We start from the raw sequence: 22,316 nt of genomic DNA on the forward strand, positions 1-22,316 counted from the left end.
GCTCTTCGTTCGCTTCGATCTCCCGGGCCTTTTCAATGAAGGCGCGGCGGGAGGCCGGAGCTGGTCGGATAGTCGCCGACGAGACTCCATGACCCTGTCTTCGGCTTATGGGATCGAGGGGTGTTTCTGGCATCTTCGTGACATCTGGCGTCCAATTTAGAGGTATTCGCCAGCGATCAGAGCTGCGACCTTTCTGTCTTCTCCATCATGGCCACCCCTCCATCGACGAATCAGCAGGCTGGCCTAGAGTGCCCATAAGATCACCGCAGCAAGACGGCGGGAAACACTAACTCGCTTTCGAGGTAAGAGAACGATTACGCGCGTGCGCGATCCACGAACTGGATACATCCCATCAACACTTTCGATTTTACCAATTTCAGACAAATACCCCATAAGTCGATCGCCGGTTTTCCGGAAAGCACATTTCACGAATGTCGTGTGAGCAATGGACCCTTTTTGCTTTCAGCATAGTCGCAGGCAGATTCAAGGTTCTCGCGGCTGCATCGCCAACGAGACCCATCAATCTTTGGAATCGACGCACGTGCGGCGCAAATGCGGTCGGGTGGCTAATCGCAACGTCGGGCGCGCAACCTATCGCGCTAGCGCCTCCCCTTTTGAAATCATACTAAGGCCCTCCAAGAAGATCGGCTCTCACGCACATCGGTTGGTCAAGGTAAATGCGTGCGCTGCATAGAATTGGGGCAGGCGAACTGCCCTCTACGCCGGTGCGGGCTGGACTCTTTGCCCTGACCAGGCGGGCGTCGCCGACAATCCGACGCTGTCGCAGCCTTCAAAGAAAGCAGTGCGGTCAGCTATCTGACCACGCTACGTGCAAGCCGCATATCCTCCGGCCAGGACGAGGCAATGATGTCGATCGGTGTGATGAGACCAGCCTAGCGATCTTACTGCCCGCCCCTGTACGCCGTGTGACCCTGGTGTCTCACTCTGCTCGCGTCCTCAGTCTTCGTCGGCAGGCGGCTTCCACACCCATTTCCTACAGACTGACGCTACCCCATCTCATTCTATGCGCTGGCGCTGTTCGACCATATCCCGGCGCGGTTATCCCTTCTCAGCAATTCTTACATCACCATCGGAACGAGGGGTGGAGATACGCGATCTGCCGGTCTTGTCTCTTAGCGCCCCCACCTTCCAGGAGCCCATCCGCACCCTCGTCGGACCAGGCATCGCCTGTCAACGAATGGAGAGAGAAACCGCAGACGTATGTAGCGGATGTTATTTCTGAGTTGCCTGGCATGGGCTGGGATTTAATTTTCTGGCATAATGAGGAGGCCGGTCTGGACCAGTTGACGGCATGCCTTCAGCAACAGCTTCGTCCAGCGACAAGCGCTCTTTATGGCACTCTGCCTCGCGAGGCCTCAGGTTATGTCTGGATCGCTATGACAGGCGGCAAGCAATCCCGCAGCAGTTCGGGCCGCACTTCTCTCGACCTGCCGTCATCAGCGGTGTCCCCACTGGCTGGAGTCACTGTCACTGTCCGTCGCGCTGCACCGGCTCGGCCGTCGAATCAAATGACGGGCCATCTACAACGCAGTTCGCAGCGTTCTATAGTCGTTTCCGCCTTTGCGGCCCTGTCGCGGCACATGCTGCCACCCTCACCCTTCGGCGACCGTGCGTGCGCACCTTGCCTTGTGCAGCAGCCATTCGTTCTATCGCCCGTCTGCCGTCCCGCGAACGGGAAAGCACGACACAACCGTTCTCAGCCTGCTGCCTGCATTCAACTACTTTGGAGCAACACCGTGGAACTTGACCCTTCCAATTCACGTTCAGAGGACCTCAAGCATCGCATCGACCTGCAACTCGACATCGTGGCCGCCCTCATACGCGAAGAGGGGAACGAGCTCGAAGCGGTCCGACTGCTAAATGCACTCACAAATCAGATGATTACGGCGGAACTGGAGCTCGGCCGGCTCGGCGATACGAGAACCCGCGCCGGCGACCGGCAAACGACGCGACTGTCGCGAGACCGTGGCGTTTACTACCCAGAAGACCTTCAGGTTTTGGGACGCCTTCTCGATCAGGCCGTGGCGGCATTACCGGCAGTGCTCCGAACCCCCGCCAATCGAATGAAGATCGCGAAACTAATTCTGTCACGTGCAGCAGCGGACTGAGATTTCAGTTGATGGCGCGCTTATCGAACGTTTATCGCTGGGCGGACTGCTACGGCCGTACGCACCAGGGATCGACGAGTTGGCGTTTATGGCTCACCGCCCCGTAATCGCGCCGGTGCCGCTGGCTTTTCCATGTCACGACTGATCGTCGCGATGCTCGAAAGCTGGAGCCCGCACCGAGAGCAGGAGGCCGCGCAGGGTCGAGCAAAGGACGACGTCACGCGGACACATGTCAGAAAGCAAACAAGCAGTGACGGGAAAACGCCACATGCTTCCAGAAACTAGAGACTGCGAAAGGAGCGGAACGATCTATTTTCATCGATGTGCGGCTTTAGTCGTGAATGGCATGGCGCCGATCTTCCAATTGCAGGAAGAAGAGCCACAATTATTGACCGATACCGAGTAACAAGAGCACTTCGGCAACGAAGCCGTGAAACGCGAGCTCGTCTCAACCGCTTCAGAATTATTTCGAATGGGCCCGGAAATACAACATTCGGGGTCATCTGAACTTCAACAAACATCTATAAATTCGTCGAAGCACCGAGAGCAGCTCGATGTCCGAGCGTACTGCGGCTCTGATATCTTATTTGCTGGGACAAGCCACAGACTCTCGGTTTGCTTTTGCGAAGGTACTTCCTTGTATCAGGACGTGGTGGAGTGTTGAGATGGATCAGTTGTTATCCGAGCAAGTGCAAATACAAGATGCTATCGTAAGCGCAGCCTTTGATAAGGCCTGGCGCTTTGTGGAGAAGGATCCGTTGCTGGCGCATAATCGCAAGACGATCCTCTATAGCCGGTTGTGCACTTTTCTTGAGTCTTCGATAAAGAAGGGCGAACGGAATACTTTGAATCTGGCTAACGGGGCGATACGCAGCTTGCGGGCTGAACTGGCGCCGTCGACCGCGCAATAGGGCGCTTGAACCTCTACTGTCACATGAGTTTGGCTTGTCAAGTCCTTGGGAGGGCCTTATGCGGCGGCCAAACAACCGGGGCAGAGCGTGGTGGTGATGACCTTAATCCACTCATGTTCAGCCCCGCTGAAGACGAGCACGTTCACGAGGACTGTCGCCTTTGCAGCTCTTCTGGTGACCACAGACCAATCACCTGGAAAGCAGAGCAAGTCGGCGACGAGACGGGACAGCCGAGCTAATAGTCGCCGACGGCAGGAAAAGCCATACCGTTTCCTCTCCTGACTTTTGGCTCGGCACGAGCTTGCATGTTCAAGCAAGATCCTCATCAGGCACAGCCGCATCGGCTCCTTGACACCCGTCGATCGAGGTCGAGCTTGAGGATCATCGTGCTGCACTTGCGATAGGTCCTGGGTCAAACGCGATCCAGGCCTGTGATCGATCATCGCCGCATCGCTCACGATTGCAAGCGGCAGCACGACGGTGCTGACGGGAGAATGAGGTTGAGCGCACAAGACGCGTCCTTCGATCGGCGGTCTTCATTTACCGAACTCTCTGAATAGCGAGCATGCACGTGACGTGTTGGTTCAGCCTGGCTTTGTCGCTAGTCAGCGACAGAGGGAGCCAAACAGCTCGCAGCGCGGCGTCCCGTCACAGGTCATCACGAACGGACCGTATTCGAAGAAGCATCTGCGCGAAGCGACCAGCGTCAGGCCCAGCATTTCGGTCGAGGCAGTGCATGGCACGTTGCGCGCTCCACAATCTGACGCGGCGTGCGATTGGACCCATTTCTTTCGAAGACATGTTGTGCGGCAGTTACAGCAATTCGCGTTCATATTGTTAAAGGCACGACGCCGGGGGCACCGAAAGGAAACGACACTCGAATGAAAAAGATTCTGATTCTGACTGCAAGCATTGGCGCACTCGGCGCCGCCGCTCCCTCATTCGGCACGGACTTGGCCGGACAGCCCGTCAAGGTCAAGGCGCCACTGCTGCCGGTCGCAGCCCCGATTATCGACTGGTCCGGCTACTATATCGGTATCAATGGTGGTTGGGGAACGAGCCACAATTGCTGGGATTTCAATGGTGTTACTCCCGAGGGCTGCCATAATTCGACCGGCGGGACCATTGGCGGCCAGATTGGCTATCGTTGGCAGATCTTCAACATGGTCTACGGCATCGAAGGTCAGGGCAACTGGGCCGACTTCAGCGGCTCCAATGTCAGCACCGCCTTTCCGGCAAACACCGTTGGCACCACGACAGACGCATTCGGTCTACTCACGGGACATATCGGCTACGCGTTCAATGCCGTCCTACTTTACGGAAAGGGTGGTGCTGCGGTGACCAGCAACAACTATGTCCTCAATTCGGTCGCTTCTGGCACCGAGCTTGCCAACAGCAATGATGTGCGTTGGGGTGGCGTGCTGGGGGCCGGTGCCGAAGTTAGCCTCACGCCGACCTGGTCAGCTGGCGTCGAGTATAATCACTTGTTCATGCAGCGCAGCAACATAAGCTTCCCAGGGTTTCTCGGCACGGACCGCGCCCACCAGGACATTGATCTCATCACGGCACGGCTCAATTACAAGTTTGGCTCGCCCTTTGCCAAATACTGATCTCCACGCGGTTGCGTGAATCGGAACCCCGACCCCGGTCGGGGTTCTTTCCTCAGCTGCTCCTCTCCCCGCCGGCGCCCAGTCCAGTTCCGAAGCACCAGGTGCGAGCTCGTCTGAGTAATGGATTCAGAGGCTGGCTGGAGTGTAGCCGAGATGCCGCCAACACACTGGGAGAACAGGTCAGTCATTCGACAATTCATCGATCTCGTGAATTCCCACAACCTCACGCAGCGTGAGATAGCGGACTTGCTCCAAGGAGCGCATCGGTGAGCTCGCCGAAGGTGCCATGCTCAACATGCCAGAAGCTGGAAGCCGAAGATTTGGCTGTTAGTGCCCCGTTCACAAATTTCAAAGAACATTGAGGCGAATAGCTATAGCGACCGCTTGAATTCGGCTGGTCGCATCCAGCTTGCGCATCGCGTTCTTGACATGAAAGTTGACTGTATTGTAGCTGATTCCCAGGATCTTCCCAATTTCCCATGACGATTTCCCCTCTGCCACCCACCGCATGCAACTGATCTCCCGCTGCGATAGTGCAACTTTTCTTTCGCAACCATTATCGCAGGGACGAGCGATGTCGCCATAGGCGGTGTGAAACTGCCAAGCCAGCGCCTTGAGATGACCGATGCGGTCCTGAGGATCAGCATCGTCGAACGCAGATGCAAACGACACCACAGATATCCGACCCAACGGCCCAAACAACGGCACGCTCATGCCATGCTTCAGCCCCGCCTCTCTCGCCTCGTCCAGTACGCGTCTTTCGTCCGGTCGAAGCTGATAGTGGTCGGCGAGTTGATCCCACAAAAACGGCCGCGTAAGCATCGGCGTCCGCCGAACCACCGGATCGATAGTATGGTATTTGCGTTTGAAGTATCGATCGCACCAGTCTGGCGGCCACTTCACAGCCACTGTCGGGGGTGGATACTCCGCCAGCCGAAGTGGCTCAACGAAGTTGAGAGCGCCGTATGCGACTTCACTGAAACCTTCCTTGGTGGCACAGCCTACAAGAAGCTCGAATAGCGCTCTGAGTGAATGCGTTTGGTTAGCGCATTCGGTGAAGCTAAAGAGGTCCATGATGGGCGCCTCAGGACGACGATCGAGCTTCCCGTCATCGTGTTCGGTTGCGCTTGTTTCAGGCGGAGCCAAATTCCAGTCCATGAGCTGAACTCGAGAGTTAGTTATTCGTGCAGTCTGAACGCTAGCGCTGTGCCGGGCGCCATTCGCCGAATTCGTTGCCCTGCCGCCGAATGCGCCGGCATGATCGCTTGAAAAACCGGAGATAGCGCCATCATCCCTGCCCCTGAGGCTGAGCGGAAGTGATCGGTCCAGTTCGCCGATAGCGCACTGGCCAGATCGGAGATCATCGCCCTCATCGGTGTTGAAGGATTGTGCCATCGATACGAAGCCAACGGTGTCCTGTTTGATGATGCCGACACCGATAGAAGGTCCGCGGGTCCTAGACTGAGCTTCGAAACAGCTCCACCGGCTAGAGGCTTGGCTCTGTTGAGCTTGCATGGCGGGAAAACGAAGCCGAACGACGCTTTGATTTGTCTCGAGGCCGAGCACGACGAGATCCTGGGCTCTGATCTGCGCGATACAGCTAAGCTCAAGCGGCTTGGGCGCTCGGGACTCGAGGAGCGTCTCAGCATCCATTCTCTGCTTGGAGACGAAGACAACGGGAGAGTCATGTCTTTTCCCAATCTTGAGAGATGCCATCGCTAACCGTTCGCCGGTTCTCCGCCGTGCGACGGCGCCGGCGACGCGATCGATGAGCAACACGAAACAGGCGGCGCAAAAGCCATACGCCTCGCATCATTGTGCGGCGTCTCATCGACTCCGTCCGGCAGGCTTGGCGCAAACGGACCGAACGTGCAGAAAGGGGCCACCTTAAAGGCGCAACGAGAGATACTCGTAACGGCGAGATCTGCTTGATGCGAAGGAAACTTTGCATGCGCTTCTCCAGCAGGGAGAGGACCCGCGCCAAACCAGCAAGTGTCATACCAACTGTTGATTTCACCAAATCAAACGTCGCAGAAAGGGCTTCGAACGCCCACGTTTGGTTGCGACGTAGGACTCTCGAAGCATTTATGACATGCGGAAGAAAGGCGACAACACCATTGCCAGGCGCGGCACGAGGTGAGCTACAGCAAGAAATGCAGCTCACCTCGGCGGCCCCCTCGAGTGCCGCCCCCTTAGGGCCCAAACGCAGCCCTATTCCAGCCCAGTCAAGTGCCAAGTTCGGCAATTGATGGGACGGTCCAAACATGGCACCCGTTAAGAAAATTGAACTGACTGCACCTCCGGCCAGCGATTCCGGCGAAGCGTTTAGATCCGTCCCCAAGCAGAAACACGGTTAGCTGATGCACGAATCATGATGGGCTCGGTGGAAAACGGCGAAGATTGTCGCCAGGGTCGGTGAAGCATGGCTTCTCTGCTCTTCGCGATCATCTCACTGCTCTATGCGAGCGTTGGCCAGGCTGGTGGGACTGCATTCGTCTCGCTAATGGCATTTTTTGGTATGTCATCGACAGAGATGCGCCCGACGGCACTTGCTCTCAACATTGTCGTCGCGACTTATTCTACGTGGGTCTTCAACCGCAACAAGGTCGTTGACTGGGCACTCCTGCGCCCGCTTCTCTTTTCGTCGGTGCCAGCGTCGCTTGCCGGTGGCTTGATTGTGCTCGAGGACCACGCGTACAAGACGCTGACGGGGCTCGTTCTTCTTCTGGCGAGCGCAGTGATGATCATGCAGCGGGGACGAGCTGCCGATCGTCTTTGCGAAACTCCACTCACGGCAAGCGTGAGCATTGGCGCAACCCTTGGCCTGGTTTCCGGCCTGACCGGCGTGGGCGGCGGAGTGTTCCTCGCGCCGACGCTCATCACACTGAATTGGGCATCACCGAAGCAGGCCGTCGCGTTATCACCCGCTTTTATTCTGGCCAATTCCACAGTTGGCTTCGTCGGAGCTCTTTTCAGCGGCCAATTTCCCTCTCCGGATTTGGCTCTTTACGCTATCTCTGCGCTGGCGGGTGCGGTCGCTGGAACGGTAGTCAGCCTGAACTGCCTGAACCCGGCAGGCATCAGATTTATCCTAGTGGCGGTTCTGGTCGTTGCCGGCATCCAATTGGTTCTCACTTGAAAGTCTCAACTCCCATCTTTCGTGAGATCGGCAGGAGATCCAGCACGGTCAGAACATGATGGAGGCCGCAGCTTAAGTTCTGGTCCGCGCGCCTTGCCTAACTCTGAAAGCCGCCGACGCGACCACGAAAAGCTGTCGGGCCGAGCGGCGATGGGGCGGATCACCTCGCGCATCCCAGCTGATTCTTATGAGCCGAGCGGTCCGTACCTAGTCACATCCCGTTCGCGCTTTCAATTTGGCGGGAAGCTCAATGTTGGCGGGGCGCGCGAGCAGGATGAGGCCTACCTCGATCTCGTCTATGGCTTGCGCGGCCCTCTAATCTAGGGCGCAGTAACGGAGGAAGAAGAGCATCTGATGGGCGAGGATCGAGCACGACCACGCTAACCTGCGGATCGCGCCAGGGGGCGTCTTCGACTTTCTCAAGAGCGGTGGGGAGCCTGGAAGATCTACTTCAATGTAGAACCGGCACGCCGCGCAATTTCCTTTCCCGCGCGTGTGTCGGTTACGTTCTCATGGAGAATATCACGGAAGGTGATGTGCTGAGCGCCAAAAGTCGCAGGCAAATTCGAGATGCATGGATGCGAAGGCGCGGCAATCAGCCGCCTCGGCCACGAAGCCGTCAAAATATCGCGCGTGCAGCCTTTGAAATCATCCGCGCCACAATAGTCATCCTTTTACCGGTCCCCGATGAGTTCGATGCCTTCGGCGTTGTACAACAGAAATTGTGGGGCGCCCACTTTCGACTGATCACGCTGTTTGGCCGCAATCTCCTTGTTGCCTGGCTAGGCTCAGCTCTCATTTCCGGGAGACGAGCTCCAGGTTTGATTGGGGCCTACCACACTTCCTCGATCCGCTGTGAATGGACTGAAATGGCAGGATGCGAAGGCTAATTTCATGCAATGAACAGGCGCAAGATCTCCCAGCCGGCTCCTGCATAGACGGCTCCAGCTCGGAGCATCGAGAACATAGTGACGGGATGGTCGACGCCTGACCAAGCAATCTATGTGAAACTGACTGCGATCGCATCAATGCGACGCCAAGGAAGGCTAACGGAATAGACATGCGGGATCTGGCGAAGGACCGATAGCTCCATTGTGAGTTGGTGAGCTACATTAGACAGCGACGAGACGCCGCCGAACCAAGGCGCCCCGACGCACTTCGCCGGGGGGCAGAAAGTGCGCTGGGGTCGCCCCAACATCATCAGTACATCCGTGATGATGCTTGTGGCAATGAGACAAGCAGCGTGGCGGAATTGAGGCTTATGCGTTCAATACTAGAGATCAAAACTCGTTTTCGTCGCCCGCGCCAAAGGACTTGAATCGCACGTCGCGTCACGTTGTGCGATTGCGCTCCTCGCGCTCTCATCTGGCAACCAACTCATCTTCCGTGGCGCGCCGGCCTTGAACGGGAGGCATCCGTTGAACTCTGTGAGCAACCAAATCGGCTTTTTCTTCCGGTTTGAAGATCCGGGGAAGCTCAGCTGCTCCTGGTGGGACCTACAGCCCATGTTCTCGTCGCAAAAATAAATGGCGACCAGCAAATGCGAACCGAGTTGATGGGCGATTGATCGTTCGCGCCGGCTCGTCGGGCACGACTAGCCGCTTCAACCGTGCACGCCCGAGAAAATTCATACCTAAACGTCCAGATAATCGCCAACGAGCGGCTCTCACTCCCCTGCTCTGCACCTAAGCTGCGTTGGCAGTAACATCGAAAACCGGACTAGATCTCAGAAACCACTAGCCGGGTTTGACATAACGCAAAGACACAAGAGAGGGCATCGGTCAGCTTCATGCTGTTCGAGTATGGGAAAGTTAAGCCTTGCAGACCTCCCTCCTTAACAAGTATTGCGATGCTCACCTGCCTTGGTACACCATCTATCCAACCGTGCCGGATTTCTCCGCGATGGTCGGTGCCAAGACTTGTGAGACATGGCTGAGGCGGCTGCCGCCCCAGGAGCCCGTTTCGCTCTACATCCATGTTCCGTTCTGTCGCTCTATATGTTGGTATTGCGGCTTCCCTACAAGCCTCACTCGCGGCGAGCGACCGGTCGGCAATTACTTGGCAGCAGTGCGGGACGAGATCGGCTTGGTCGCAGAGCAAGTGCCGTGCGCTCTGCCGGTGAGCGACGTGCATTTCGGCGGCGGGACGCCGACCACCATTGCACCGCGCGATTTTCTCACTTTGATGGAACTCCTGCGCCACTGCTTTGCATTCAGTAAATCAGCTACCATCGCGATAGAAATCGATCCGCGCGGAGTCACGGCCGAGATGGTCGAAACGTTACAAGCGGCCGGGATCAGCCGCGCGAGCATCGGCGTGCAAAGCTTCGATCCGGTGGTTCAAAGGTCGGTCAACCGCGTGCAGAGCGAGGAGCTCACAGCTTCGGTCGTCGAAAGTCTACGCCAGCATGGCATAAGCCGCATCAATTTCGACCTTCTCTTCGGACTGCCGCATCAGACGGTGCGGTCCTGCGTGGACTCCGCGCGGACGGCCCTGGCCATGCGGCCAGACCGGCTTGCGGTTTTCGGCTATGCTCACGTCCCCTCCTATATGAAACGTCAGCGCCAGATCGACGAGACGGCGCTGCCAGATAATGTCGCCCGCGGTGAGCAAGCCGCGGCTATTGCAGACACGCTGGTCTCGGCCGGCTACTGCCAGATCGGGCTCGACCATTTCGCCCTGCCCAATGACGAGCTCGCGCAGGCGCAGAAAGCTGGTCGGCTGCGCCGCAACTCCCTGGGGTATTCGGCTGATACCTGCAAAGCCGTGATCGGCTTAGGTCCGTCAGCCATCGGCCGTCTGCATGACGGTTACGTCCAGAACGAGATCGAAACCGCTTCCTATCACCAACACATTCAGACTGGCCGTCTGGCAACCTCAAAAGGCTACTGTCTCACCGCCGAAGATCGCCTCCGCGCCGCAATCATCGAGCGTCTGATGTGCGATTTGCAGGCCGACGTACCAGCGATCTGTGCTGCTCACGGATTTGATCCGATTCCTCTTCTCGCTTCGGCCGACCGCCTGGGAATGCTTGCAGAAGACGGGATAGTGGAGATTGAAGAGGGATTCATTCGAGTCAAGCAGAAGCACCGGTTTGTCATTCGCGCTGTTGCTGCCGCGTTCGACACTTATCTCGACCGCATTCCTATTAACTAAGCCACCATGTGAGCAGATCCCAACCTCTAAGCTCTTCGCGAGGAGCGATCCGAAGAAGCGCCTCGGGCAGACAGGCCAGATTTCGAAGATGCAGCCGCGGTGCGATGACACGACCTTTCAGATATGATCTCAAAAAGTGGCGGGGCTGACTAGAAGAGAGCTGATTTAAGGGAAAGGTTCAGCGGATTCCGCCGTTCAGGGCCACGGCTCGATCATGCGGAAAATGCTCTGCGCCACCTGTCCTGGAGTGCGCTCGATGATAGTGACGGCCTCAGCGACATGCCGCTGGAGACGAGGGCGCCCGCACAAGCTTCGTGTATTTTACGGCGGCAGGCAGCTTTGCGAAGCTACGGTCCACCTCATCGAGCAAAGTTGACCACGCCTGCAGCGTCTCAGACCTCAAGGCTCGGCTGTCTTCGGTCCGGCGATCACCGGCGCGCCTCCGACGGAAACAGGCCCCTGTGGTTTGGACCGCCTGAAGCGTTTCCTGGCGACGCTCGAAGCAGCCCGGGCTGGCGACAAAGGTGGCTCGGACGCAGCAGAAGGGACAGGTGTTAAACTCTGCAGCGAATCGATCCGCGAAGTCAGCATGGTGATCTGATCCAGGATCCCTTTGAGGTCATCCCGCAGGGCATTGATCCGGCTGTTGAGTACTGCGATCTCGTCGCCAGTTTTCTGCTGTGCCCAGTTTATCTCAAACAAGGCTGCCCTGTCTTCCAGTGACAGGCTCATCGTTGAAGCGACGTCCCGGGCTTCCGGCTTCTCGACGAACGCTTCAAGGTTAGCCCAAAGCCAGACGCCAGCAGCACACGAGCTGACGAGGACAAGCGGGAGCACCAAAACCGGGAGAATCCGTCTTGACGGACCGCGCAAGAGCGGCCGCAAGTCTGAAGCGGCCGCTTGATCAATCAAGTCCATTGTCCCTCGCCAAGATCCCATTCCAGCAGGCTTGTTTTGTCGACGCGATAGGCTGCGATGCTCACGCGCTGCAGGAGCTGCCAGCGTCGACTATAGTCAATCTTGCCGAGCTTCCCGATCGGCTGCCCTGCTCCTATGAAACGCTACTTCTTGAGCAACGCAACGCGACAATTTGCGCGCGTTCTCCATGATAGCGTCACCAGTAAGCAACGGTACTCATCTTCGCCGGCGAAGGCGCAGCATTTTTTCACCATTCAGAAGAACCCTGGAGATTTTCTTTCCCACGGCACGAATGCAAATCGTTCACTCATTCCTGCAGTGTGTTCGATGGAGCCCCCTCACGGCGGCGAGACCACGGCAATGGTCGATTGGAATGGCAAACACTGTACCTGGTCAACTACCAATTCCGGCAGATTGTTCGAGATGACGGGGACGTGGCAAGCGTGACCAACAAGCGACGCACACGTCAAGGATTCGGATGCAAGACAGGTTTTGCCGCGCTCACGGCAGCCAGCAACTGTTCGCCGATACACGCGAAAGCTGCTCGATGGCTGATTCCTGCGGTCTCCGCGCCGATCGCGTCGGATGTTGTGGTGAGGTTGCCGCGCGCGCAACTTCAAGCCTGGCGATTGTCTCGTGTTTCGCTGACAACCATATCGCTAAAGCGCGTCGTGAATGCAAGCCTCTTGCACGGCGAGCCTTGCTTTCCGGAAGCTGCCGTTTAGTTCAGAAAGCCGCCTTCGATGCAGATGCGCGACAGCGCCAGACTCGCTCCACTCACAGTGAGCAGGGCGGACATTCGCAATGTTCGGCGGCCCGGACAGCAAGCGCCCGCGCGCTCATCGTGAGCATTTGCCGAGCCAGCCCCGTCCTCTGGCCCTGGGCGCACCGGCGTTATGCACCAGCAGAGTTTCGGACCAGATCATCATCGCGCCGCGAGCTGAGAGGTTCAGCAAGCCTGAGTGACTCGCTTCGGATGAATCGTGTTCTGGCTCGTCGCCCTCGCCCTCGGACGCGAAAACGCCGGGAGCTCACTGTGGGCCAATCAGGCCGCAGTCCAATTTAATCATGGCCGGCAGACATGGACCCGAAGCACGCCATGCGTGATTGCCTTCTTGCGACGAGCTCGCGTCGGACATACTCGGCTGCGGCGGCACTTTCTTTCAATTTCAGACCACGGGGAAAGCGATCTGGGCTCGTTATCGCCTTTTCGCTAGCGGCTTGTCTGGTCGGCAATTCCGTCCTGGCCCAAACCGCAAGCGGACCTGATCCTAGTAACCACCCTGTGGATCAGACCGGCAAGAAAGGAAACACTTCCGATCGGGCCGCAAAGCTCCCGATCGACCTGGTTCATCAGGCAATCCGCCCTCCTGCCCCGGCGCCAGCAGCAGGTCCCGGAGTGCCTTTCGAGAGGCGCGGCAATGCGGGCAGGCGTGCTCAGACGAGACCGCAAAAGACGATCAATCCCTTCGAAAGGTACGACAAGCTGCGTGAAAACGGGTTGTGGTTCAACATACCTGGTCCTGCGGACACGATTGATCAGGACAAGGACGGCGTTAGATCGGCGCTGGCAGATGTCGGCATCGGCTACATCGGCTGGACACACAACAGCTTTGTAAACAACCAGCTGCCGAATGCGGCCAGAAGCACTATCGCAAACCAGCTCTATATGGGCCAGAATCCGACCTTCGCGTCGGTAAACCTCATGATCGTCACCTACGATCTCAGCCGGTTTGGCATTGCCGACGGACAGATTGTCGTAGGAGCCGAGCAGCAATACTGGACGTGGGATCGCCCGGGACCAGATCGAGTGGGAATCAATACGCTCGCCTATTACCAGACTTTCTTCGACAGGACGCTAGAACTCAAGCTTGGCTACCTCAGAAACCAAAATGAGTTCACCGGCACATTGTTCGGAGGGATTACAGGATCGAACATGTCTGCCTTGTTCCAGGCAGGGATGAGCACCAATGCTGCGCCGACGCCGGCGGCCAACTTGAAGTACAATTTTGACGATCGCTTGTACAACAAGGTCTCCGTCCAGCGCTCAATCAGCCCAGATGGTGCCTATGCCCACATAATCGAGAATCCCACCGGCCTGAACTGGAGCACGGCCAATGCAGGCATCCTTCTCGTTGACGAAGCCGGCTACAAGAGCAAGGCGGCTCCCGGCGTACCCGACACGTGGCTGCGGGCGGGCGTTGGTTTCAACAATAGCCGCTATACGAATTTGGCGGACCCCAAGCAACAAAGGGAGACTGGGAATCATTTTCACTACATCGCTGCGGACAGGCAGCTCTGGCAGAGCGACGCCCTTGGGTTGCCGTCTCGCGGCATCTATGGCGGCTTCTCCATCATGGGAGCTCCGCCTGACCTCAACAGGATCAGCCAATATTGCGAGCTTCGTCTTTATGCGAAAGGCCCCTTTGATAGCCGGCCCAGTGATCTGATTGCACTCGTTGCTAGCAAGACGAGCTGGAGCAAATTTGCGGTGGATGCTGCTCTGGCTAAAGGCCAGCTTGCGCATCGTGAGACCACGGCAATCACCGGAACATATACCGCCCATCTTGCTCCGGGAATATATGCAGGCGTTGGATTATCATACATTCATAACCCCACAAGCATCACGCACACGCCCCAAACGGAACACGCGCTCAATCTGTTGGTATCTACGTTGATATTCTTCTGATCATCGCAGGTGCCGTTTTGGTTCCACCTTCTCGAGCCGCATGGGACTTCACGGTGGTGTGCTTGTGATTGCCACTCATGCGCTGATGCGCGGCAATCCGCTCGCCCTTGTGGAAGATCTCGACGGTGCGGGCGGTGAACCGCGCCTCGACCTCGGCACGCGCGAAGCGATGTGGAACGCTGTAGTGATGCTTCTCCACCTCGACGTGGTAGTCGAGGCTGACGCGGCGGATAGGCGATCATCGCCGCGCGTTTATGGAGACGGCAACAACATGAGTGGTCTGATTTCGGTGATTGTCGACAAACCGTTGACCGACTGGGGCTTTCGTAGTCGGATCAACGGACTAACTCCCCGGTTATAAGCGATTCCCATTCTTCACTTCTGGAGGCGAGAGGCGGTGCTTCGGAGCGTTGTCGCCATGGTGCCCATGGGATTGTCGAAGCACGGCAAGGGCCTACCTCATGTGTTCGCTCTGCGGAATACAGGTGTTGTTCAACAAAGGCCGACGGAGATCGTCGACCGAGCAAGCTCATCCGGATCGACACCGCGTTCATCCGCGGGCATTTTCTAATGAAGCTCTGGCAGGACTGGATCGAGTTCTTCCTGCTCGAGCGTCTTGGCTCCATCTTCCGCCAGATACGCTGCCAGAGCCGCGATACCGGAGGCCGGTGGACACCGAGCGGGTGCCGATTTTTTGAACGGCACTTGCCCCAAGCGCTCGGCAACTTCGACGCTCATGAGGTGGGGACGGATCGGTCGATCGACGGCGCGCTCGATGGTGTGGAAGATCCAGGTGCCGTCCGGATCGATGTCCGACCAATGAAAGATCGGCGTCTGTTCGGATACCAATCCTGCGATCGTCCGGAGCGCCTGCTGGGTGGCAAGCGAGGGGTACCCGCCGACATACATGGTCGTTCCTAATCGGCCGGGGTCCGCCTCGGCGATGTGCCGGTTGAAGCTTGCGAAGTTTTCGATCGTCAGAACGTAGGCCGGTGGCTCCCGGAAGCGGACGCGATCTGCTTCCTTGGGAGCGATTCCGAGATAGTGCGGAGATATGCTGGAAAGATCGGCTCCGTCGAGGTCGATCTTGCCCGCGATCAGCAGCGGCGGCGCGAAGCGCTCCAGTCCGATCGCTCGCAGTGCCTCGCGGGGACGGGCGCCAGGTGGAAAGTCCATTATGCCGCTCAAAAGCCGGACCACGGCACCCTCGATGCGTTCGAGTATCTTGCTGTGCCCCACCGTACGTCGCGAGAAAGTTTTGTAGTCGACGTCCAGATGCTTGTTATCGAGGATCGCCTGCGCGAGAACGAATGCGTGGCGCAGCGTGTCGACGTCGGACGAACCGAATCCGTGCCACGTCTTACCCCGCGCCCACACCTCTGCGATTTGAGAGCCGGTGTTCTTCAGGGACTCGTGCAGCGCCACTCCGGCTACAAGCCGCGCGGCGGCGTCCTCCGCGATGCGTGACGCCGGGGTACGGCCGAGATGTCGGTATAAGATCTCCGCCGAGGCCAACCGCACGTGTGCCACTTGGTCTCGTTGGGCGCCGCGCCCCCAGCCAATGGACACCGCGCCGGCACTTTCGGCTTTCCTGATCTGCTTCAGGAAAGCGTCCGCCGCGACGACCGACGAGAAAGCGACATAGTCCGGGTGGGCGATCGGACTTGCGGCCCCGGCCTCGAAGCGATCGAGCAGGTCGTTAAGCAGGCCGATCGCGTCCGTGAAACGTCGCGCCATAGCTACTCGGCGGCCAGACGGGTGGCGAGCTCATCTTCGGACATCAGGTCCGGATCGATGGCCATCAGCTCGCGCTTGGCCTTCTCTTTCAGTTCCACCACGGTCGCCCTGGACTGCTCGCCGATCCGGTCCACCTCCACGATCGTGTCCATGTGCTCGAGCACGGCGACCCGCTTCTCGAACGGCGCCGCGATCACGAACTGCAGGCCGAGTTTTTTGTAAAAGCTCATCATCTGCCGCTGGTTCTTGCCGTCCATTTTGGAGAAGGCCTCATCGAACATGGCCAGGGCGAAACCGGCGGGCTTGCCGGCACGACGCTCCGCGCTGCCGTAGACGGCGGCCAGCGAAGCGCCGATGGCGACGTAGATAGGCACCTGCTGTTCGGCGCCAGACCCGGTCCCGCGCCGCTGCTCCCAGCGCGTCGAGCGGCCGGTGGCGACATCCTCCATGTGAATCTCGAAGGTGTAAAAATTCCGGTAGTCCTCGAACTGGGTGAAATCCTTGTCGGAGTCCTCAAGCAGCGCCTCGAGTGCGACGATCGTATCCTTGTGCGGAAAGTCGTCGGGCACGTCGCCCCGGAACAACATGTCGAGCGCCTCCGGGGACGTCTTGGCGATCTCAATGATCTTCAGGATGGGCTGGAACTCCACGACCTGGGTGCGGTGGAATGAATAACGCTCGTTGTGGAAGGGATGTGCGTAGAGACTGCGGTTCAACGATTGCAGCTCCCGCTCCATCTTGCCGATCCGGGCCGTGAGCGCGTTGATGAACTCGCCGCGCAGCAGGGTGGAGGCCTTTTCCGCCGCTTCCCGAGCCTGCCGTTCGTACTGGCGCAGCTCGTTGGATTCGATATCCGCGATGAGCTGCTCCATCCAGGGCTTTACCTCTCTCAGCGGCTCGCTCTCGGCGCCGACTTGCGAGCTCATCCCGAACTGGTCGAAGTAATCGTAGAGGAGCTCGCGGACCCGCCGCTCGATGCGGGCGCGCTCTGCGTCGGAGGCGTCCGCATCCTTTAGTGCCCTGTCCGCGATGGCGCGGTGTTTCTCCGCGAAGCCCTTTTGGAATGCGGCATTGAGGCGCTCGCGGTACACGATCCTACCCTTTGCGGCGGAGTAGAGCGGGAAGGTCTTGCGATAGATCGACCGGGCGACCCGCAGGTTAAGCTCGGAGCCGGGTACGTTTTCGCCCTCTCCGAGCCTCCTCTCTGCCGATCTGACCTCACCGTCATGTTCGCCGAACGCCTTCTGCTGGATCTTTCGCTCATTGAGCCTCTTCTCCTTCAGCTTCTGCTGCGCTCGTTTCTTGTCGCGAAGTCCGCCGTCGCCCGCCCCGTCAAGCGCTTCGAGCCTCGCCTGGGCTTCGGCGATCTCGGTCTGCGCGGCTGCGAAGGCAGCGGCGCTAGCCTTCAGATCGTCACGCTCCTCGCAGATGTTCTTCAGAGCGGCAAAGGCCTGCTCTGCCGCCTGGGCCTCCTTGCTCTTTTCCGTTTGGAGCCGATCCAGTTCCTCGGCCTGATCCTGCAGGGAGCGCAGGGCGTTCGCCTGGGCCGCCTTTCCAATCTTGTGCTGCGAGGCTTCGATCCAGCGATGGGTCCTTACGAGTCCGTCGTCGTAGAGGCCGTCCTTCATGATAGCCCGCCCCGGCCTGTTGAACTGGTCGAGCGTATCCGCGAGGCGGACCGTGCCGTAGCGGCGCATGATGAAGGCCATCGCGTCCGGATCCTGGCTCCGGAAGATCGAGGGGAAAGTACCGCGCTCCGGCTTGGCCCTGAACTGCTCGAGCTTGTTTAGGCTCACTAGCGATGCATGGCGAAACTCGCGGCGACCTTCCTTGAAGATCGACGTGGCGGCGCTGATATCTCCTCTGTCCACGAACACGGCTTCTCGGTCGCGGCCGAGGAGCGCCTCGGCGGCTCCCACCCACTCGGGTTCGGCGACTTCGATGATCTCGCAGAGCACGCGCGGGACCATTCCGCTCTGCCGCAGCCTGCGGCAGAGGAGTTCAGTGTCATCGCCGAGATAGGCCCGCGCCCCTCCGGCGGCGTGCTGTCGAATCCGTTCGAGCACCTCGTCGCGGCGGCCTCGGAGCCCGGAAAGCTCCGCGATGATCCTTTGGCGCGCTTCGTCGATCTTCGGCAGCCATTCCTGGCCGCTTGCCGCGAAGGACTTCTCGGCCGCGGAGAGCTCGTCGGAGACGCGCCCGATGTCGGCCCCGGCGGTGGCGGTCAGAAGACGCTCAAGGACAGGAACGAAGTCCTCGAAACCGTCCACGCACATCGCGCGGAGCGGCTCCAGGCGGCGGATGTCCTCCAGACGAGCCTTGAAGTCCGCCGAGGCGCGGTGCGCCGTCTGCCCGGCCGCATCGGCGGTCTGCTGCAGGGACTTTCTGCCGGTCTTGGCATCGTGCTCGGCGATCGCGGCCGTGAGGCGCTCGATCTCGTTATCGATGGCCTTGACGTCGTCGTCGATGAAATCGAGCTCTTTTGCTGCGGCGTCCCGGCGCGCCATCTCGGTACGCCGCTTGGTCTTGAAGTCCAGGTTTATCGCGCGCGCCGCGAGCCAAGTCGCGCGTTTTGCGATCCACTCCTCCCTGAACTTGGTCTCGAGCGCTTCTTCAAGAGTGCCGAGGACGACCCGAAGCGCCCTCAGGGCTTCGAGCCTGAGGCGCATCTTTCTGATGGTTTCGCTGATGTTGCGGTATGTCTGGATCGACTCGCGCAGCTCCTTGATGCCGATCGGGCTGTCTTCGAGGATGTAGTTCCGCACGAACTGCGTGGCCGTCTGGTTGTGGTCGAGCGTCATCGCGTTGACGATTGATTTCTGAAGGGCGCTGGCGTTCTGCTCGCCATAGGGCGAATGCGGCAAAAGATGGCGCATGTACTCGCGGACATAGTCGCTCGCCCGGTCGCGATGATTGACGAAGTTGCCTTCGCCGACCGCCGCGACGATCCGGGCGCGCACGTCCTCCCACGGCGCCGGGAATTGCGACTTTCCGCGCTGCTCGATGAAGTCCTTGGAGCTCAGAACGGTACCAACGGCGACGAACAGTGCCAGCACGGTCTCCCTGCTGTCGGACTTGCGCGCCTCAAGCGCCATGCCGATCGTGACCGGCGGTCGATCGCCTTCCTTGTCTTCGAAGCCTAGCGCCACGTAGGTGCGCGCCTCGTCGCGCCGGCGCTGGTCTTCGCCGAGCGTCCCAAGGCAGTAATCGACGACGCTGCGCTTCGAGCCGCTGCGCGATTTTCCGCTGTCGCCGGCGACCGCGTTCAGGCGCAAGAACCGCCGGCTCCCGCCGGTGAGAACGACCTGTGCCATGTCGAGGATTGTCGATTTTCCGGACCGGTTCTCGCCCAGGACCCCGACGTGTCCTGTCACGTCGATGTCGGCGAGGTCGAACAGATGCCAGTTCACCATCGTCAGGTGGCGTAGCTCCATCATGCCTCGTCTCCTGCGGGCTGCGGAAACCGCGCCTCCTCGCTACGGACGTAGCGCTCAAGCCGTTGGAGGGCATCGCCGCCACTGATCAGCTTGATCATCGGGCGGATCCTGATCTCGCAGTCCTGCTGCTCGTCGTCGAAGTCCCCGATCTCAACCAGGTTGCGCTGGGCGGCCTCGCGCAGGACGTCACGGAAACGGGCGGCCGAGATCGCGCCTCCGCCGCCATGTTGCGCCATCTCACGGTAGCGATCGAACAGGTCGTTCAAGGTGGCGACAACGACGGCCCGGTCCTCGACCGCTCCGACGTTCACCTCCTGCTGCCAGTATGCCGCCAGCACCAGCATGACGATAGTTTCGTCGAGCTTCATCCGGGGTAGCGGCACATCCTCGTCCATGGCCACGATGCCCGCCCATTGCGCTTCCGGATCGCGATGGACGCGGTATCCGCAACTATCGAAGAAGCCGTCGACCACGTCGCGGAAGCGGCCATCCATGATCATGTTGTAGACTGTCCCAGTCCGGGGATCTCCCGCGAACACGAACTGCCGCCGTAGCAGGAAGTGAAGCGCTTTGCGGAGGTCAGCTGCCTTTTCCGCGCCGAAGGATCGCTCGACGTTTTCGAACTCACTGAGCACGGGCTGCCTCTGCTTTCCGGAAGTGGCCGGATCGCCTGACCACGAAGTTCGCGCACCGAAGCCATTGGCTGTCGTGCGGCGGCGTGTCTGGGCGCGGCTCAAGATCGAACCCGGCCGCGACCTGCGCCGGAACCTCGCCTGTCAACGCATATCGGCGGGCGCAATCGAAGGCGAGAAAGTCGTCCACGGTCTCGATTTCCATGAAGCGGGCTTCCCTGGTCGCGAAGGGCGGCACCTGGCCCTCGAGGAATCGTCTGACATCCTCGGGCCGGGGCGCGATGCGAGCGATGTACTCGAGGCGGAGCTTCTTGCGCAGTTCGTACAGCGGGTCCGATGGCGGCTCGGCGAGCTCCCTTGCTTCGAGGGGACGGCGCGGCTGCCTGGCCGGCGCCTGATGGTGCTCCGACCAGGGGGACCACAGCGGCTCGATGCTCCATTCGATAGTTGCCTTGTGGTGTCTGCCGTCCCGCAGTAGGGCATCCAGGCGCCGCACCAAGTCGCCGGCCCGGCCGACCAGTCCCTGCCCGCCCCGCTCGGCGTACTTAATGGTGTTGCGGACCCGGGCTTCGAGCTGCCTGCGGAAGGCCTCGATCCTATCGAACATCTCCCCGATCTGATCGAAGATGCTTTCGATGGCCAGCAGGTCGTCGGCCGCGGCCATTCGACCGTCCTCGATATCGGCTGCCATGCTGGAAGCTGTGTACTCCTCTGCGAGGACCTGCATGGTTTGCGGGGTGTAGGAGATCCTCCGCGCGAGATCGACGATGGCGTCGCGGAAGCGGTACGGATGGTTGACGGTGAGAATGGACTCGAAATCCTTCAGCAGGAGCTGGTCGACGAACTCCTCGAAAAAGGCTTCCAGCCGGGTAGCGACTGTTTTCGACTCCATGACGGTCCGCCGGACGCGCTTCAGGTCGGCGAGAATGGCCCGCAGGCTCTTAGTGAACTGATCGGCCTGATTGCGCGCCTCGCGGACGGCGAGCGCGGCTTCGCGCTGCTTGCGGTCGGTGATCTCGGGCCTCAGTTTTTCAACGGCCTCCAGGTTGAGGCGGATTTGCACGATCAAGCCGCCGAATCGCTGCGAGAGATCCTTGTTGAGGCTCGCGAGCCGCTGGATCACGAGCAGCGGTCCCATAGCCATGTCCACGGTAACGCGAAGCCCGTATTCCTCCTCTTCGAGCCATCCCCAGGCGAGCAGCCTAGCGTACAGTTGTCGGGCAAGACCGAGCGCCTTGTCGCCCTTCTCGGAAGCGAGCGCGACGTCGGCCTTGCGGATCCGGCGGCGTCCCGCGGAGATCAATTCCGGAAGGCTGCCGAAATCATCGCCCTCGTTCCAGAGGGCGGGGTTGGCGCGCATGACATCGTAGATGGCATGGACGACCTGCTGCGGGGTCGGAAACGACGGTGCGCCTGAAAAGAAGCGTTCGTGCAGATCGAGCAGACAGGCCGCGTACAGGTGCTTGTGATCGCGCGAGAAGGCCAAAAACGCGTCGTCATGCAAATGGCGGAACAAGGTCAATGACGCGGCTCCTGGGCCCGACTTCATGCTGAGATGGCGACGCTAAAGGCATGATGTGCCGGACAACATTGTTATTGAGAGTGGGTCTTGAAAATACAACCGGAAGATCGATTCGTTCTTAGTATGTTCTAATATAGCTTTCCAGCTCAATCGCTGTCGAGGCTCCAAAAGTCGGATCGGAGTTTGTGTCCGGTCTTTAGATACGGAACAATCCGGCCTCAAGTCGTTGAATCTATTTGTGTAACTCTTCCGGTACGAGGAGTTGCTGGCGCGAGAGATACAACCGTTTTGTTACCATTAACAAACATCTACGAAGCATTTTTCCATCATCGACCGAATCCATGCTCTCCATTCATACGCAATCGCGTATTAAGCGTAAATATACGCGAAGGCGCATAATTGATAGATATTCGCGAACGCGCATATTGACGTCATA

Annotated in this window: 13 protein-coding genes and 1 pseudogene; 7 read left to right on the plus strand and 7 right to left on the minus strand. The window is 59.1% G+C overall.

Annotated features, from left to right (window positions below; all coding sequences use genetic code 11):
* The first annotated feature begins 1,757 nt into the window (after positions 1-1,757).
* From QA649_RS35785 to QA649_RS35795, 3 genes are all read left to right on the plus strand, one after another.
* The gene (locus QA649_RS35785) at positions 1,758-2,129 is read left to right on the plus strand and encodes a NolY (protein ID WP_283021305.1); all 372 of its coding nucleotides are present in this window, start codon (positions 1,758-1,760) and stop codon (positions 2,127-2,129) included.
* Positions 2,130-2,794: 665 nt separating this feature from the next.
* Positions 2,795-3,040, plus strand: a complete 246-nt coding sequence (locus QA649_RS35790; RefSeq protein ID WP_283021306.1) for a hypothetical protein — start codon at positions 2,795-2,797, stop codon at positions 3,038-3,040.
* An 881-nt stretch (positions 3,041-3,921) separates the two neighbouring features.
* Positions 3,922-4,650, plus strand: a complete 729-nt coding sequence (locus tag QA649_RS35795) for an outer membrane beta-barrel protein (RefSeq protein WP_283021307.1) — start codon at positions 3,922-3,924, stop codon at positions 4,648-4,650.
* A gap of 348 nt (positions 4,651-4,998) precedes the next feature.
* On the opposite strand, the gene QA649_RS35800 is transcribed toward QA649_RS35795, so the two are convergent.
* A complete protein-coding gene (locus QA649_RS35800; protein WP_100235598.1) occupies positions 4,999-5,724 on the minus strand; it encodes a LuxR family transcriptional regulator in 726 nt (241 codons plus the stop codon).
* Between the two features lie 1,348 nt (positions 5,725-7,072).
* Between QA649_RS35800 and QA649_RS35805 the strand changes: the two genes are divergently transcribed.
* The 3 genes from QA649_RS35805 to hemN all read left to right on the plus strand — a co-directional run bounded on the left by QA649_RS35805 (position 7,073) and on the right by hemN (position 10,945).
* Positions 7,073-7,789 (plus strand): sulfite exporter TauE/SafE family protein, encoded by a 717-nt coding sequence (locus QA649_RS35805; protein WP_283021308.1) that lies wholly within the window; start codon positions 7,073-7,075, stop codon positions 7,787-7,789.
* A gap of 512 nt (positions 7,790-8,301) precedes the next feature.
* Positions 8,302-8,679: a hypothetical protein gene (locus QA649_RS35810; protein WP_283021309.1), complete on the plus strand. Its 378-nt coding sequence runs from the start codon at positions 8,302-8,304 to the stop codon at positions 8,677-8,679.
* Positions 8,680-9,607: 928 nt separating this feature from the next.
* The gene (hemN, locus tag QA649_RS35815) at positions 9,608-10,945 is read left to right on the plus strand and encodes an oxygen-independent coproporphyrinogen III oxidase (RefSeq protein ID WP_283021310.1); all 1,338 of its coding nucleotides are present in this window, start codon (positions 9,608-9,610) and stop codon (positions 10,943-10,945) included.
* A gap of 399 nt (positions 10,946-11,344) precedes the next feature.
* On the opposite strand, the gene QA649_RS35820 is transcribed toward hemN, so the two are convergent.
* On the minus strand, positions 11,345-11,863 hold the full coding sequence (locus QA649_RS35820; protein WP_283021311.1) for a hypothetical protein: 519 nt from the start codon (positions 11,861-11,863) through the stop codon (positions 11,345-11,347).
* Between the two features lie 1,285 nt (positions 11,864-13,148).
* On the opposite strand from QA649_RS35820, the gene QA649_RS35825 reads away from it, so the two are divergent.
* Positions 13,149-14,552, plus strand: coding sequence for a carbohydrate porin (locus QA649_RS35825; RefSeq protein WP_283021312.1), 1,404 nt, complete (start codon positions 13,149-13,151; stop codon positions 14,550-14,552).
* Positions 14,553-14,604: 52 nt separating this feature from the next.
* On the opposite strand, the pseudogene QA649_RS35830 reads toward QA649_RS35825, so the two are convergent.
* The 5 genes and pseudogenes from QA649_RS35830 to QA649_RS35850 form a co-directional block, all read right to left on the minus strand.
* Positions 14,605-14,784 (minus strand): annotated as a pseudogene (locus QA649_RS35830) (IS21 family transposase); the annotation flags it as partial.
* Between the two features lie 335 nt (positions 14,785-15,119).
* The gene (locus QA649_RS35835) at positions 15,120-16,289 is read right to left on the minus strand and encodes a Wadjet anti-phage system protein JetD domain-containing protein (protein WP_283021313.1); all 1,170 of its coding nucleotides are present in this window, start codon (positions 16,287-16,289) and stop codon (positions 15,120-15,122) included.
* Between the two features lie 2 nt (positions 16,290-16,291).
* Entirely contained in the window at positions 16,292-19,726 is a 3,435-nt protein-coding gene (locus tag QA649_RS35840) for an SbcC/MukB-like Walker B domain-containing protein (RefSeq protein ID WP_283021314.1), read from the minus strand.
* Positions 19,723-20,226, minus strand: a complete 504-nt coding sequence (locus tag QA649_RS35845) for a DUF4194 domain-containing protein (RefSeq protein WP_246250321.1) — start codon at positions 20,224-20,226, stop codon at positions 19,723-19,725. The genes QA649_RS35840 and QA649_RS35845 overlap by 4 nt, the downstream gene beginning before the upstream one ends.
* Before the next feature lie 124 nt (positions 20,227-20,350).
* Positions 20,351-21,880 (minus strand): Wadjet anti-phage system protein JetA family protein, encoded by a 1,530-nt coding sequence (locus QA649_RS35850; RefSeq protein ID WP_283021315.1) that lies wholly within the window; start codon positions 21,878-21,880, stop codon positions 20,351-20,353.
* Between the last annotated feature and the right edge of the window lie 436 nt (positions 21,881-22,316).

Origin of the sequence: Bradyrhizobium sp. CB1717 (assembly GCF_029714325.1) — a bacterium.
In the GTDB taxonomy this organism is placed as follows: Bacteria; Pseudomonadota; Alphaproteobacteria; order Rhizobiales; family Xanthobacteraceae; genus Bradyrhizobium.

Excerpts from the sequence above, each read along its gene's own strand:
- QA649_RS35810 (WP_283021309.1), top strand. The coding sequence starts at position 8,302 with ATGGAGAATATCACGGAAGGTGATGTGCTGAGCGCCAAAAGTCGCAGG.
- QA649_RS35795 (WP_283021307.1), top strand. The coding sequence starts at position 3,922 with ATGAAAAAGATTCTGATTCTGACTGCAAGCATTGGCGCACTCGGCGCC.
- QA649_RS35805 (WP_283021308.1), top strand. The coding sequence starts at position 7,073 with ATGGCTTCTCTGCTCTTCGCGATCATCTCACTGCTCTATGCGAGCGTT.
- QA649_RS35840 (WP_283021314.1), bottom strand. The coding sequence starts at position 19,726 with ATGATGGAGCTACGCCACCTGACGATGGTGAACTGGCATCTGTTCGAC.
- QA649_RS35835 (WP_283021313.1), bottom strand. The coding sequence starts at position 16,289 with ATGGCGCGACGTTTCACGGACGCGATCGGCCTGCTTAACGACCTGCTC.
- QA649_RS35790 (WP_283021306.1), top strand. The coding sequence starts at position 2,795 with ATGGATCAGTTGTTATCCGAGCAAGTGCAAATACAAGATGCTATCGTA.
- QA649_RS35845 (WP_246250321.1), bottom strand. The coding sequence starts at position 20,226 with ATGATCATGGATGGCCGCTTCCGCGACGTGGTCGACGGCTTCTTCGAT.
- QA649_RS35820 (WP_283021311.1), bottom strand. The coding sequence starts at position 11,863 with ATGGACTTGATTGATCAAGCGGCCGCTTCAGACTTGCGGCCGCTCTTG.
- QA649_RS35800 (WP_100235598.1), bottom strand. The coding sequence starts at position 5,724 with ATGGACCTCTTTAGCTTCACCGAATGCGCTAACCAAACGCATTCACTC.